Here is a 14,774-nt window from a genome sequence, read left to right as displayed (position 1 = left end):
AACACCTCACTTTTATATAGTAGTTTTTTTAAGAATTTTTTGCATATAATCATTTATCTTATCTTCATTAATTTTTTCAATAAAGCTATTTCCAATTGACTTTATTAATATGAAATTCATAGCTTCACCAATATTTTTTTTATCATGCCTTATAGCTCTAATTATATCTTCACTTTTTATTTCAGGCAACCTCCAAGGCAAATTATACCTTTTTAAAATATCTTTTATAGCAATTGATGTCCCAATTTCAGTTTTCCCTAGTTCTTCTCCAAGTTTTGTTATTGCGTACATCCCCATAGCTACAGCTTCTCCATGAGAATATTTAGTAAAATTGAAGAATTGTTCAATTGCATGACCAATTGTATGACCATAATTTAATAACATTCGCTCTCCGGTATCCTTCTCATCAACTTCAACAATATTAGCCTTGATAGTGCAACAAGTATAAATAATCCTATCTATCTCTTTTAATAGATCTTCTTTGTTTTCATAATTCATTAATTTATAAAATAGTTCCTTATCCTTAATAGCTCCATATTTTATAACTTCACCCATTCCGTCGTTAAAAAACTTATCGTTTAATGTCCTAAGTAACATTGGATCAATAAAAACTGCCTTTGGCATATAAAAACTACCCACAAGATTCTTTCCACGCGGAAGATCTACTGCAACCTTACCACCTACACTACTATCCACCTGTGCAAGGAGTGTAGTCGGAATTTGTATAAGTGATATTCCCCTTAGGAAAGTGGATGCTGCAAATCCAGCCATATCCCCTACTACGCCACCGCCTAGAGCAATTATCATATCGCCTCTATTAATCTTATAATCTAGGAGTTTATCATATACCTCTAAAAGAGTTCCAAATGACTTGCTCTCTTCACCTGCTTTAACAACTATTTTAAAAGATTCAAAACCAACTTCTTTTAATGAAGCAATAACCTTTGCTCCGTATAATTCATTAACATTTGCATCTGTTATTACAGCTATTTTCTTACCATTATAAATATTCTTAACTCCTTCTCCAATATCTTTAAGCAATCCATTCTTAATATATATTGGATAATTTCCGCTTGTTGCTTTAACTTCTATGTTATACACCCTTACCAATCTCCTTCCTCTTCTTAGTTGCATCCTCAAATCTTTCCTTTAGAAAACCTTCATCATTATTAATTATTGCTGTTTTTATTTCCTTTATATTTCTTTCAAAGTCTTCTATCTTACTAATTATATTTTCTTTGTTATTGAGAAGTAATTCCGGCCATAATTCAACATTAACTGTAGCAACTCTAGTAGTATCCTTAAATCCTCCTCCAATAAACTGAGATATTCCATCTATTGAATTATTACAATCTATTAATGAAACTGCTATAACATGTGGTAGCTGGCTTGTGTAAGCTATTATGTCGTCATGCTCTTTAGGAGTAAGATGAACTACTCTTTTGCAACCCATACCCCTAGCTATCTCTGTTACTAGATTTATATTTTCTTCCTTATTCCCATTTATCGGAGTTAAAATATAATTAGCATTTTTAAACATATCTTTTGATGCAGCCTTTAGGCCTGATTCTTCTTTTCCTGCCATAGGGTGCCCACCAATAAAATCTAAATCTTTTCTTAGTACAGGCATGATATCATGTATTAACTTACTCTTAATTCCAGCAGTGTCTGTGATAATTGCCCCACTTTTAAATAAATTCATATTATTCTTTACAAAATTTATAGTCTTTTGAGGATAAACTGCAATTATAACAATATCTGAACTCCTAAGGGGTATTTCTGGATTTGTATATCCTTTATCAATAATATTCATTTTTTCCGCAGCTCTCAAAGTATTTTTGTCAATGTCAATCGCCCAAATGTTTTTAGGCTTTAATTCTCTTAGTGCCATAGCAAATGAACCTCCTATAAGCCCGAGCCCTACAATTGTAATATTAAAGTCTGTACAATCCAAATTTACCACCTCCTAAATTATTCTATTTTGTGTATTCGCAATTACTCTTATTGAATCCATAAGTGCCTCAAATTTTTCTGGTTTTAAAGATTGAGGTCCATCACTTAAAGCATTAGCAGGATCGTAATGCACTTCAATTTCAAGACCATCTGCACCAACTGCTATAGCAGCTTTTGCTAATGGCTCTACTAACCACCATTTACCAGCAGCATGACTTGGATCTACTATAACGGGTAAATGACTTAGTCTTTTAAGAACAGGAATTGAACTTAAATCTAAAGTATTTCTTGTGAAAGTTTCAAACGTTCTAATTCCTCTTTCACATAGAACTACATTCTCATTGCCCTCAGACATTATGTACTCTGCAGACATAAGAAGCTCCTCGATTGTAGCACTCATACCCCTTTTTAAAAGTATTGTCTTATTGCATCTTCCCACTTCCTTTAAAAGATCGAAGTTTTGCATGTTTCTAGCACCAATCTGTAAAACATCTGCATATCCAGTTATTTTTTCAACTAGTTCAACACTCATGACTTCAGTTACTATTGGAAGTCCCGTTATCTTCTTTGCTTCTAATAATATTCTTAATCCTTCCTCCTCCATTCCTTGGAAGCTATACGGAGAGGTCCTTGGTTTATAAGCTCCTCCTCTTAGGAAATTTGCACCTGCTTTTTTTACATCCTTTGCAATATGTATTAATTGTTCTTCACTTTCAACAGCGCAAGGTCCGGCTATTATAGCTAGTTGTTTTCCTCCTATTGTTCTGTCATCTACCTTTATTATTGAATCATCTGGATGAAAAAGTCTATTACCTCTTTTGTAAGGAGCTTGAACTCTCATAACCTTATCAACACACTGCTCTGCTTCAATTTGGCTTTCGTTTATTGTACTTGTGTCCCCAACAAGACCTAGAACACAATGATTTTCCCCTTTAGAAACATGAACTATGCAACCTAATCCCTCCAATTTTTTCTTAATAGCCAAAATTTGATCTCTGCTTGCATTTGATTTCATTACTATTACCATATATTATTCCTCCTAAGTTTTAAATGAAACTTACTTTTGACAATGCATTTAACAAATCATTCGTTTATCTGATAACTTTCCAATAAAAAATTATAAAAAAAGGAAGACCCTTTATAATGGGTCTTCCCTAAAAAAAGAAGGGCCCTTATAATGAGTCCTCCTTGCGTACAGACTTAGTTCACTTTCTATAAATTAGCATAAGGCAAAATTATAGTTTTATTGTTAAACTCATTATTCAATGAAATCATATATATTTTTTTGCACAAAAAGTAACTAACGCTAAAATAACGATAGCCCCAGCTAAGATAAAAATATACTTTTTTAGTGATTTCCTTCATAATGATATTTTTCATAATAATACCTCACATACCTCAAATTAGTCTCTGTAATTTTTTAATATTAAATAATTATAACATGCTTGTGAAAATTGTCAAGGACTCACTTTTCGAAATATTCTTATAATATAGGATAACTTCCTTATGCTATTCCTCTGATAAACTCCATAATTCTTGTTTTGATGTTGAAACAGCCATTGCTCCTGCACCAATTGATTCCATTATATCCTTCTTAGTTTGAATAAGTCCACCTGCTATAATCGGAACTCTCACTTGGGTTCCCATACTTTTAATAATTTTACTTGCAAGCCCTGGCATAATTTCTACAGCATCTGGGAGTACTGAATGTATATTTCTCATTCCTGTTTCAAGTGACAGAGAATCTACAGCAAATATTCTCTGTATAACGCAGAACCCTAACTTTTTCCCGTTTTTTATATTTGTTGCTCTTGTAGTTATGATTCCATCTGGTTGTCCACATTCCTTTATAAAAAGAAGTCCTGTATGATCTCCTTTTAATCCTTCTATTAAATCAACATGTACAAACACTATCTTTCCAGCCTTTTTAAGACTCTCACATATCTGCTTTAGATTTATTATGCTACCATATAAAACAAATACAATAAGTACTTTACTTGAAATTACTTTTTCTAAATCATTATCACTTCGTATTGCTGCTATAACCGGGTTTTCAATTAATAATTCTTCTAGTTGCTCCATTGCTATATCCTCCAAAATTTTATTTTAGTCTACACAAATTAAGATAAAACTATAAATCAACATAAAAAAATCAATACAAATTAAGTCTACTTTAACTTGAATTACAATTCTCTTCCATTAAAAGAAATCTTAATTACATAATATTATCATAGTCTTATTTTTCATTCAAGCCAAATTATATTATTATCTTATTAGCAGAAAATTATGAAATGTTTTATATTTGGACTTGTACTTACCTTTTTATTATGTTATTATGTAATTAATAAGTAAAGGCGGAGAAAAGAGAGCCTTGACTAGTTGGTATCTATATACCTATTAGTCAAGGCTCTCTTTTTATTTGCACTTAGGAGGTAAATTAATGTATGATGTAACAATTGTTGGTGCTGGTGTTATTGGCTGTTCGATAGCCAGAGAACTATCTAAATATAATTTAAATACATGCGTAATTGAAAGATCTAGTGATGTTGCTTCTGGTACTACAAAAGCAAATAGTGCAATAGTACATGGTGGTTATGATGCTAAACCAAGTACTATGAAGGGTAAATTAAATGCTAAGGGCAATGCAATGTTTACGGATCTTGCAAAGGAATTAGACTTCCCTTTTAAGAGAAATGGATCATTGGTATTGTGTTTTGATAAAAAAAACATGGTAGATCTTGAAAATTTAATAACTCAAGGAAAAGAAAATGGAGTACCTGATTTAGTTATTCTAAGTGGTGATCAGGTTAGAGAAATGGAACCTAACGTTACTGAAAACTGCGTTGCTGCGCTTTATTCTCCAACCGGTGGAATCGTTTGCCCATATGAGATGACTATTGCTCTAGCTGAGAACGCTAATAATAATGGTGTGGAATTTAAATTTGAAACTGAAGTAAAAAATATAGAAAAAAATTCAGATTATTATATTATAAAAACAAACAAAGATGACATTGAAACAAAGATGGTAATAAATGCAGCAGGTTTATTTTCAGGTGATATCAATAACATGGTGAGCGAAAACAAAATCAATATAAATCCAAGGCGTGGAGAATACGTTTTATTTGACAGAGTTGCTGGCGATCTAATAAAAAAGACTATCTTTCAACTTCCAACGAAACTTGGAAAAGGAGTTCTAGTAACCCCTACTGTTGATGGTAATCTATTAATTGGACCAAATGCTATTGATCTTGAAGACAAAACTAATCTTGATACAACTCGCGAGGGAATTGATGATATCGTTTTAAAGGCTCAACAAAGCATCCAATTGCAATTTCCTATGAATATGGTTATAACTTCTTTCTCAGGTAATAGATCAACAAGTGACACAGATGATTTTATAATTGAAGAAGCAAAAGATGCTAAAAACTTCATTAATGCTGCTGGAATTGCATCTCCAGGATTAAGTAGTGCTCCAAGTATTGCTACAATGGTAGTAGATATGATAAAAGAAAGATTAATCCCTTCAGATAATGCAAAGTTTAACCCTATAAGAAAAGGCATAAGAAAATTTAGAGAAATGTCAAATGACGAGCGAAGAGAAATAATAAAAGAAATACCTGAATATGGAACAGTTATTTGTAGATGTGAAACTGTAACAGAAGGTGAAATTATAGATTCTATAAGAAGACCTCTTGGAGCAAGAACACTTGATGGTGTTAAACTTAGGACAAGAGCTGGAATGGGTAGATGTCAATCAGGTTTCTGCCAAACAAAAGTTTTGGACATTTTAGCAAAAGAACTTAATATACCTCGCTCTGAAGTTACAAAATCAGGTGGTAAATCTATTTTACTAACTGGCAAAAATAAACAATCTTTATAATAATGGAATTTAAAGTTTAGAGAGGATGGGATATATATGTTAGACTATGATTTAATTATAATTGGTGGTGGTCCAGCAGGACTTGCAGCTGCAGTTTCCGCAAAGGAACAAGGAATAGATAGCATTTTAATTTTAGAAAGAGATAATCAATTAGGCGGTATTTTAAACCAATGTATTCATAATGGTTTTGGTCTTCACACTTTTAAAGAAGAACTTACTGGCCCAGAGTACTCACAACGATTTATTGACAAGGTTAATGATCTTGGCATTGAATATAAGCTAGATACCATGGTGCTTGATGTAAATGATAATAAACAAGTTACTGCAGTAAATTCAGCAGATGGAATTTTAGAACTTAAAGCAAAAGCAATTATACTTGCAATGGGATGCAGAGAAAGACCAAGAGGAGCACTTAACATACCAGGTTCAAGATGTGCAGGTATTTATACAGCTGGAACCGCTCAAAAATATGTTAATGTTGAAGGCTTAATGCCTGGTAAAGAAGTAGTTATACTTGGTTCTGGAGATATCGGCCTTATAATGGCAAGGAGAATGACACTTGAAGGCGCAAATGTGAAGGCATGCGTAGAGTTGATGCCACATTCAAGTGGACTTAAAAGAAATATTGTACAGTGTTTAGATGATTTCGACATTCCGTTAAAATTAAGCACAACTATAATCAATATTCACGGACACGCTAGACTTGAAGGAGTTACTATAGCTAAGGTTGATAATAATAGGAAACCAATAAATGGCACTGAGGAATATATCGCATGTGATACACTACTCTTATCTGTTGGCCTCCTACCTGAAAATGAACTATCTAGGAAAGCAAATGTTAATCTTTCAAAAGTCACTGGTGGTCCTTTAGTTGATGAACGCATGCAGACAAGTATTCCTGGAATATTTACCTGTGGTAATGTTCTTCACGTTCATGATTTAGTAGATAATGTAACCACTGAGAGTTATACAGCTGGTAAAAATGCTGCGGACAGCATAAAGGGAATATTCCACTCCGGAAAAACTGTTGAAGTTTTTGCAACTGATGGAGTTAGATATACAGTACCAACTACTATAAACCCTGAAAATATTGGGAACGGAATAGATGTTAGATTTAGAGTAGGAGAAGTTCATAAAGCTGCATATATATCTGTTTATTTTGATGATACTCGTGAAATGCATATAAAGAAGAAAATACTAACCCCTGGTGAGATGGAAAGTATTAAACTTACTAAAGCAATTTTTGATAAATATAGTGAATGCACTAAAATTACTATAAAAGTAGAAAAGGAGTAGAGATTATGAGCATAAGAGAATTAACATGCATAGGGTGCCCCGTAGGTTGTGCTCTTGAAGTAGAGCTTGATGGTGATAATGTACTAAAAGTAACTGGAAACGCTTGTAAGATTGGTGAAAACTACGGTAAAAAAGAATGCACTAATCCAACAAGAGTAGTTACTTCATCTGTAATAGTTACAGGTGGTGATATTACTACTCTTCCAGTCAAAACCGAGTCAGATATTCCTAAAAATGTTATTTATGATTGCGTAAAAGCATTAAAAGGTGTTATAGTTAAAGCGCCTATACTTATCGGTGATGTAGTACTCAAAAATGTACTCGGCACTGGAGTAGATATTATAGCAACTAAAAATGTAAAAAAAGTAGACTAATATTCTATGAAGGAATTATTTAGATAAATTTCACGATATTATTTAATATATATATAATATCGTGTTTTTATAAATTTTGAGTAAACGGTTACTAATAAACTAATAAGGAGTGTATTAATTATGCCACAGTATGTAATTGCACTAGATCAAGGAACTACAAGTTCAAGATGTATCTTATTTAATAAAGAAGGATTAATCGCCAGTGTAGCTCAAAAGGAATTCACTCAAATATTCCCAAAACCAGGTTGGGTTGAACATGATCCTATGGAAATATGGGCAACACAATTAGGTGTAACGCAAGAAGCAATGGCAAAAATTGGGGCAACAGCTCAAGATATATCCGCAATTGGAATCACAAATCAAAGAGAAACTACAGTTGTATGGAATAAGCATACTGGAGTTCCTGTATACAATGCTATTGTGTGGCAATGTAGAAGAACAGCAGATACATGTGATAAATTAAAAGCTGAAGGCTTTGATAAAGTAGTACAAGCTAAAACTGGGCTTATACTTGATGCATATTTTTCTGGAACAAAAGTAAAATGGATACTTGATAATGTAGCTGGTGCTAGAGAAGAGGCTGAAAAAGGCAATTTATTATTTGGTACTATTGATACATGGTTAATTTGGAAATTAACAAAAGGAGCTGTTCATGTAACTGATTATACTAATGCTTCTAGAACAATGTTATATAATATACATGAATTAAAATGGGATGATGAAATACTTGACACTTTAGATATTCCTAAATCTATGCTTGCAGAAGTTAAACCATCAAGTTGTGTATATGGTTATACTGATCCTTCAATATTCGGATCACAAATAGCATTAGCAGGAGCTGCTGGAGATCAACAAGCTGCGCTGTTTGGTCAAGCTTGTTTTCAAGCAGGAACAGCTAAAAACACTTATGGTACTGGTTGCTTCTTATTGATGAATACTGGTGAGAAAGCCGTGGATTCGCATAATGGTTTACTTACAACTATAGCTTATGGCATTAATGGTAAAGTTAATTATGCTCTTGAAGGAAGTGTATTTGTTGCTGGAGCTGCAATTCAATGGTTGAGGGATGAATTAAGAATGATTAAAAGCGCTCCTGATTCAGAAGAGTATGCTACTGATGTTGATAGTACAGATGGTGTATATATGGTACCAGCCTTCGTTGGACTTGGCGCACCTTATTGGGATCCATATGCTAGAGGAACAATAGTTGGATTAACTCGTGGAACTAAGAAGGAGCACTTTATAAGGGCAGCACTTGAATCAATCGCATACCAGACAAATGATGTCTTAAAAGCTATGCAAGAAGATTCAGGCATCATACTTAAAGCTTTAAAAGTTGATGGTGGAGCATGTGCTAATAACTTCTTAATGCAGTTCCAATCAGATATATTAGATGTTCAAGTTGATAGACCTGAAGTTATTGAAACAACAGCATTAGGTGCTGCTTACCTTGCAGGACTTGCAGTTGGATATTGGAAAGATCAAGAAGAGATTTCAAAAAACTGGGCCTTATCAAGATCATTTAACCCAAACATGGAAGAAGAAAATAGAACTAACCTTCTAAAAGGATGGCATAAAGCAGTTGGAAGATCTAGAGATTGGGAAAAATAAGCACAAGAATATTTAGGGGGTAAAATAATATGTTACAATACTATGCAGAATTTTTCGGAACAGCATTACTCATTCTACTTGGTGATGGTGTAGTTGCAAATGTACTACTATCCAAAACTAAAGGACATGATTCAGGTTTAATAGTTATAGCATTTGGTTGGGCATTTGCAGTTGGTATTCCAGCTTACATCTTTGGAACAGCAAGTGGAGCATCATTTAATCCCGCACTTACTCTAGCTCTAGCTGCAATCGGTAAATTATCATGGTCAGTTGTCCCTGGTTATATATTAGCTGAGATGCTAGGAGGAATCCTAGGTGGGATTCTAGTTTGGTTAATGTATTATCCTCATTGGGCTGTTACAGACGACAAAGCAGCCAAACTTGCTATATTCTGTACTGGACCTGCAATAAAACACACACCTTCAAATTTTCTATCTGAATTTATTGGTACATTTGTATTAGTATTTTCATTACTAGGAGTTGCTCAAACAAAGTCAGCTCCTGGATTCGGTCCACTTATTGCTGCATTTGTGATTTTAGTAATAGGCTTAAGCCTCGGTGGTACAACTGGCTATGCTATAAATCCTGCAAGAGATCTTGGACCAAGAATAGCCCATGCGATATTACCAATAGCCGGTAAAGGCGATTCTGATTGGGGATATGCATGGATACCAGTAATTGCCCCAATTTGTGGTGGTATTTGTGGTGCATTCGCTGTAGTTGCAATGTTTGGCTAAATCTAATTAAAACAAAAACATCCAATTATAATATTGGATGTTTTTTTGATATCTTAGATTGTTCTATTTTGTGTTTGTGCAATTACTCTTAAGTCATTTACAAGAGACTCAAACTTCTCTGGTAATAACGATTGAGGTCCATCACTAAATGCATTAGCAGGATCATTGTGCACTTCAATTTCAAGACCATCTGCACCTACAGCTATTGCAGCCTTTGCAAGTGGTTCTACAAGCCACCATTTACCAGCAGCATGACTTGGATCCACTATTACAGGCAAATGACTAAGTTTCTTAAGTACTGGAATAGCACTTAAGTCTAGAGTATTTCTAGTAAAAGTTTCAAAGGTCCTAATCCCTCTTTCACATAAAACTACATTTTGATTACCTCCAGCCATTATATATTCTGCAGACATTAGAAGTTCTTCAATTGTTGCACTCATACCTCTTTTTAAAAGTATTGTCTTATTACATCTTCCAACTTCCTTTAAAAGATCAAAGTTTTGCATATTTCTAGCTCCAATTTGCAATACATCAGCATAACCACATATTTTATCAACAAGTTCTACGCTCATAACTTCAGTTACTACTGGGAGTCCTGTTAATTTCTTTGCTTCTAGTAATATTCTAAGTCCTTCTTCTTCCATTCCTTGAAAGCTGTATGGAGAAGTTCTAGGTTTGTACGCGCCCCCTCTTAGGAAGTTAGCACCTGCCCTTTTTACGTCTTTAGCAATAGTTATAAGCTGCTCTTCACTTTCAACTGCGCAAGGCCCAGCAATTATTGCAAGCTCTTTGCCACCAATTGTTTGATTATCTACCTTTATTATTGAATTATTAGGATGAAAAAGTCTATTTGCTCTTTTGTAAGGTGCTTGAACCCTTACAACCTTATCAACACACTCTTCTGCCTCAAACTGACTTATGTTTATCATGCTTGTATCTCCAACAAGTCCAAATATACAACAGTTCTCACCCTGAGTAATATGAACTGCACAACCTAACCTTTCTATTTTTTTCTTAAGTATATTAACTTGTTCTTGTTTTGCATTAGTTTTCATTACGATTACCATATAAAATTCCTCCTAAATATTTTTTTCTTGCTTTAATAAAATAAAGTGCTCTTATTATTTACTACCCACTCATAAATTTAATTTTTTTGTAAAATAATTAAATATAAAAAATTATAAAAAAAAGGAAGCCTCATTATAATGAGTCTTCCTTGTGCGTATCTAGTTTACCTTTACAAAACAAGATAAACCGGTATCCTAATGTTATTCTTTAACTCATTATTTAAAGAATTCTTATATATTTTTTTGCACAAATAGTAGCCCATGCTAAAATAACGATAGCTAAAGCTAAAATAGAAAAAATATACATTTTTAGAAATTCCCTTAATAATGTTGTTATTCATTAGAATACCTCCCTAAATTTGAATTGTAATTACTTAAATTTTCTTAATATTAAGATATTATAACATACACAAACTATTTGTCAATCTATAGCATTAAATTATTTATCTACTCTCTTTGGTTTTTTATTACCTATCTTTTCTCGTCTCTTTTCAAGTTCAGCTACTACATCCTCTATTTCTATACCCTTTGCTACCATAAGTACCAATGTATGATAAAATAAATCTGATATTTCCCCAACAGTTTCCTTATTGTCACTGTTTTTGCTACTAATTATTACTTCAGCACTTTCTTCTCCTACTTTTTTTAGAATTTTATCAATACCTTCTTCAAATAGATAACTAGTATATGAACCCTCTGTAGGGTTTTCTTTTCTTTCCTGGATTACTTTATAAAGCTGCTCTACTATATTGTTTTCACTCATTTTACAGTTCCCCTTTTCTATTAAATTATAATATATCTCGGTAAAAACAACTTTTATTTCCAGTATGGCAAGCTGCTCCCACTTGCTCTACTTGCAATAGAATTGTGTCTCCATCACAGTCAAAACTTATTTTTTTAACATATTGAAAATGTCCTGAGGTTTCTCCTTTATTCCATAATTTTTTCCTCGACCTACTCCAAAACCAAGTTGTTTTAGTTTCCAAAGTTTTTTTAAAAGATTCCTCATTCATGTATGCCAGCATCAAAACCTCTCCCGTGCACTCTTCTTGTACTATGGCAGGAATTAATCCATTGTTAAATTGAATTTCTTTTATGTAATCCACTTATTTCACCACATTTCTTTATTTATTCTAATACTATTATAACCTAATTTCTACACCTTCATGTTTAAGATACTCTTTTACTTGTTTAATCGATAGTTCTTTATAATGAAATAAAGAAGCCGCAAGTGCTGCATCTGCACCACTTTTTTCAAAAACTTCAGAAAAATCCTCTAATTTTCCACATCCACCTGATGCTATTACAGGTATATTAACAATGTCCGTAATTGCATTTATAAACTCTATATCATACCCTTGTTTTGTTCCATCTGCATCCATACTTGTTAAGAGTATTTCACCTGCGCCAAGTTCCTCAACTTTTTTTGCCCACTTAACTGCATCAAGGCCTGTATTTATTCTTCCACCATTTATAACTACATGCCACCCTAAACCGTCATCATTCTTTTTTCCATCTATAGCAACTACTACACATTGGCTTCCATATTTCTTCGATGCCTCTGTAATGAGATCAGGATTTCTAATAGCAGCAGAGTTTACAGATATCTTATCTGCTCCAGCTCTAAGAATTTCTTTGAAATCCTCTATAGTTTTAACTCCTCCACCTACAGTCAGAGGAATAAACACCTTTTCTGCAGTCCTTTTTATAACATCAATCATTGTTTTTCTACCATCATGGGTTGCAGTTATGTCTAGAAAAACAATTTCATCTGCGCCCTCTTTATTATAAAACTCTGCTATTTCTACGGGGTCTCCTACATCAGTCAGATTTATAAAATTTATTCCTTTCATTACCCGTCCCATTGTTACATCAAGGCAAGGAATGATTCTTTTAGTAAGCATTCTTCTAACCCCTCCCCTCTAGAATCGCTCTCTCAAGGGAAATATTTCCACTGTAAAGTGCTTTCCCTATAATTGCTCCATATATATTCATTTTCTTAAGCTTTTTTATATCTTCGATGCATTTCATACCACCAGATGCAATAATGTCACAAGTAACCTCATCATTCATTTTCCCAGTTGCTTCAAAATTAGGTCCAGTCAATGTTCCATCACGACTTATATCTGTGAAAATTATAGTTTTTATACCTATACTCTCCATTTGTTTTGCAAAATCTATATATTCCACTTTACTGCTTTTTTGCCAACCTTCTACTGCTACAAATCCATCCCTAGCGTCAATTCCGATAGCAATTCTATCTCCAAATTTTTTAACTGCTTCTTTTACTAGTGACGGATTGTTTAATGCTGCAGTGCCAAGTATTACTCTACTTAAGCCCTTATTAATTAACATTTCTATAGTTTCTATGTTTCTAATTCCGCCGCCGAGTTGAATAGGAATCTTTAAATCCCTTATAATTTTATTTATACTATTTAAATTTTCAATGGATCCATTTAATGCTCCATCTAGATCTACCATATGTAAATATTCTGCTCCCTTGTCCATAAAACTTAATGCAGTTTGTAGTGGATCTTCCCCTACAACTTTCGCTGACGTAAATTCACCTTGAAAAAGTCTAACACATTGTCCACCCTTTAAATCTATTGCTGGAAATATCTTCATTATATTACCTCCACAAAGTTTTTAAGTAATTTTTGACCAAACTCGCCACTTTTCTCTGGATGAAACTGCATTCCAAATATATTACCACGACTTACAATCGCAGGTATCTTCTTCTCATAAGTACTATATGCATTTATAATGCCATCTTCACAATTTACCGCGTAATAAGAGTGAACAAAATATACATATTGATTTTCTTCTATTCCACTTAGGAGTGGTGAAGGAGTTTCGAAAGATAGACTATTCCAACCCATATGTGGAATTTTTATAGATCCTTCGAGTTTTATAATGTTTCCTTTTAATAATCCTAATCCCTGGCATTTTTCAACCTCATCGCTTTCTTCAAAGAAAAGCTGCATGCCTAGACATATGCCAAGTATTGGTTTACCCTCCTTAGCTGCTTCTTTAATTACCTTATCTAATCCTGAATTCTTCATATTTTCCATTGCATCTGGAAATGCACCTACACCAGGAACAATAATACTTCTACACTTTGATATCTCCTGCGCAGACGACGATATTATGGACTTAATATTCATAGAATTAAGTGCATTTTGAACACTATTTAGATTTCCAACACCATAATCAACTATCCCTATCATTGTTTTCCTCCTTATAAAGTTCCTTTTGTAGATAATACTCCTTTTATCCTTTTATCATAAGTTAAAGCCTCACTTAATGCTTTTCCTAAAGCTTTGAATAAAGCCTCCACCATATGATGATTGTTTTTTCCGTAAATTACTCTTGCATGCAGTGTTATTCCACCGTTAGTTGCAACTGCCCTAAAGAACTCTTCTACCATTTCCGAGTCAAACCCACCAATTTTATCTACAGTAAACTCTGCATCGAATACAAGATACGCTCTACCACTTAAATCTAGCGACACTGTTGCTAGTGACTCATCCATAGGTACAAAACTTGTACCATACCGTTTTATCCCTTCTTTGCCCTTTAGTGCCTCTTTAATAGCTAATCCGATTACTATTCCTACATCTTCAATTGTATGATGAGAATCCACAAATAAATCACCTACAGCCTTAACTTGTAAATCGAGCAGTCCATGTTTTGTAAAAAGATTTAACATATGATCAAAGAAACCTATACCTGTATCTCCCTGATAATTTCCAGATCCATCTAAATCTATATTAACCTCAATATTTGTTTCATTACTTTCTCTTAAAATTTTAGCTTTCCTCTCTATCATATATCTCTCTCCTTTTGTTTTGGACTC

At 33.4% G+C, this 14,774-nt stretch carries 16 protein-coding genes; 5 read left to right on the top strand and 11 right to left on the bottom strand.

Features of this window, described 5'->3' with window-relative positions; genetic code table 11:
- Positions 1 to 12 precede the first annotated feature (12 nt).
- The 4 genes from aroB to KPL55_RS06465 all read right to left on the bottom strand — a co-directional run bounded on the left by aroB (position 13) and on the right by KPL55_RS06465 (position 4,035).
- On the bottom strand, positions 13 to 1,101 hold the full coding sequence (aroB, locus tag KPL55_RS06480) for a 3-dehydroquinate synthase (RefSeq protein WP_216305888.1): 1,089 nt from the start codon (positions 1,099 to 1,101) through the stop codon (positions 13 to 15).
- A complete protein-coding gene (locus tag KPL55_RS06475; RefSeq protein WP_216305887.1) occupies positions 1,094 to 1,954 on the bottom strand; it encodes a prephenate dehydrogenase in 861 nt (286 codons plus the stop codon). Before KPL55_RS06475 ends, aroB begins: the two co-directional genes overlap by 8 nt.
- A gap of 12 nt (positions 1,955 to 1,966) precedes the next feature.
- Complete coding sequence (aroF, locus tag KPL55_RS06470) at positions 1,967 to 2,980, bottom strand: 3-deoxy-7-phosphoheptulonate synthase (RefSeq protein ID WP_216305886.1); 1,014 nt, start codon at positions 2,978 to 2,980, stop codon at positions 1,967 to 1,969.
- Positions 2,981 to 3,462: 482 nt separating this feature from the next.
- Entirely contained in the window at positions 3,463 to 4,035 is a 573-nt protein-coding gene (locus tag KPL55_RS06465; RefSeq protein ID WP_216305885.1) for a glycerol-3-phosphate responsive antiterminator, read from the bottom strand.
- 358 nt (positions 4,036 to 4,393) lie between these two features.
- On the opposite strand from KPL55_RS06465, the gene KPL55_RS06460 reads away from it, so the two are divergent.
- The 5 genes from KPL55_RS06460 (at position 4,394) to KPL55_RS06440 (ending at position 9,851) form a co-directional block, all read left to right on the top strand.
- A complete protein-coding gene (locus KPL55_RS06460; RefSeq protein WP_216305884.1) occupies positions 4,394 to 5,833 on the top strand; it encodes an NAD(P)/FAD-dependent oxidoreductase in 1,440 nt (479 codons plus the stop codon).
- A gap of 36 nt (positions 5,834 to 5,869) precedes the next feature.
- The gene (locus KPL55_RS06455; RefSeq protein ID WP_216305883.1) at positions 5,870 to 7,129 is read left to right on the top strand and encodes an NAD(P)/FAD-dependent oxidoreductase; all 1,260 of its coding nucleotides are present in this window, start codon (positions 5,870 to 5,872) and stop codon (positions 7,127 to 7,129) included.
- Between the two features lie 5 nt (positions 7,130 to 7,134).
- Positions 7,135 to 7,503, top strand: a complete 369-nt coding sequence (locus KPL55_RS06450) for a DUF1667 domain-containing protein (RefSeq protein WP_216305882.1) — start codon at positions 7,135 to 7,137, stop codon at positions 7,501 to 7,503.
- 120 nt (positions 7,504 to 7,623) lie between these two features.
- Positions 7,624 to 9,114: a glycerol kinase GlpK gene (glpK, locus tag KPL55_RS06445; RefSeq protein ID WP_216305881.1), complete on the top strand. Its 1,491-nt coding sequence runs from the start codon at positions 7,624 to 7,626 to the stop codon at positions 9,112 to 9,114.
- 29 nt (positions 9,115 to 9,143) lie between these two features.
- Positions 9,144 to 9,851, top strand: coding sequence for an MIP/aquaporin family protein (locus KPL55_RS06440; protein WP_216305880.1), 708 nt, complete (start codon positions 9,144 to 9,146; stop codon positions 9,849 to 9,851).
- Positions 9,852 to 9,904: 53 nt separating this feature from the next.
- Here KPL55_RS06440 and aroF (KPL55_RS06435) read toward each other — a convergent pair whose 3' ends face one another.
- The 7 genes from aroF (KPL55_RS06435) to hisB all read right to left on the bottom strand — a co-directional run bounded on the left by aroF (KPL55_RS06435) (position 9,905) and on the right by hisB (position 14,747).
- Entirely contained in the window at positions 9,905 to 10,918 is a 1,014-nt protein-coding gene (gene aroF, locus KPL55_RS06435; RefSeq protein ID WP_216305879.1) for a 3-deoxy-7-phosphoheptulonate synthase, read from the bottom strand.
- Between the two features lie 439 nt (positions 10,919 to 11,357).
- Complete coding sequence (gene hisE / locus KPL55_RS06430; RefSeq protein ID WP_216305878.1) at positions 11,358 to 11,681, bottom strand: phosphoribosyl-ATP diphosphatase; 324 nt, start codon at positions 11,679 to 11,681, stop codon at positions 11,358 to 11,360.
- A gap of 25 nt (positions 11,682 to 11,706) precedes the next feature.
- Entirely contained in the window at positions 11,707 to 12,024 is a 318-nt protein-coding gene (gene hisI, locus KPL55_RS06425; RefSeq protein WP_216305877.1) for a phosphoribosyl-AMP cyclohydrolase, read from the bottom strand.
- A 36-nt stretch (positions 12,025 to 12,060) separates the two neighbouring features.
- Complete coding sequence (gene hisF / locus KPL55_RS06420; protein WP_216305876.1) at positions 12,061 to 12,822, bottom strand: imidazole glycerol phosphate synthase subunit HisF; 762 nt, start codon at positions 12,820 to 12,822, stop codon at positions 12,061 to 12,063.
- 4 nt (positions 12,823 to 12,826) lie between these two features.
- A complete protein-coding gene (gene hisA, locus KPL55_RS06415; protein ID WP_216305875.1) occupies positions 12,827 to 13,543 on the bottom strand; it encodes a 1-(5-phosphoribosyl)-5-[(5-phosphoribosylamino)methylideneamino]imidazole-4-carboxamide isomerase in 717 nt (238 codons plus the stop codon).
- On the bottom strand, positions 13,543 to 14,145 hold the full coding sequence (gene hisH, locus KPL55_RS06410) for an imidazole glycerol phosphate synthase subunit HisH (RefSeq protein WP_216305874.1): 603 nt from the start codon (positions 14,143 to 14,145) through the stop codon (positions 13,543 to 13,545). Before hisH ends, hisA begins: the two co-directional genes overlap by 1 nt.
- Before the next feature lie 11 nt (positions 14,146 to 14,156).
- Positions 14,157 to 14,747 carry an imidazoleglycerol-phosphate dehydratase HisB gene (gene hisB / locus KPL55_RS06405; RefSeq protein WP_216305873.1) on the bottom strand — a complete coding sequence of 197 codons (591 nt, stop codon included), beginning with the start codon at positions 14,745 to 14,747 and terminating at the stop codon, positions 14,157 to 14,159.
- Positions 14,748 to 14,774: the final 27 nt, after the last annotated feature.

Source organism: Clostridium lacusfryxellense, assembly GCF_018861735.1.
Classification (GTDB): domain Bacteria; phylum Bacillota; class Clostridia; order Clostridiales; family Clostridiaceae; genus Clostridium_AD; species Clostridium_AD lacusfryxellense.
The sequence above is the reverse complement of the archived record's forward strand: the minus strand, read 5'-3'. Positions and strand labels throughout refer to the sequence as shown.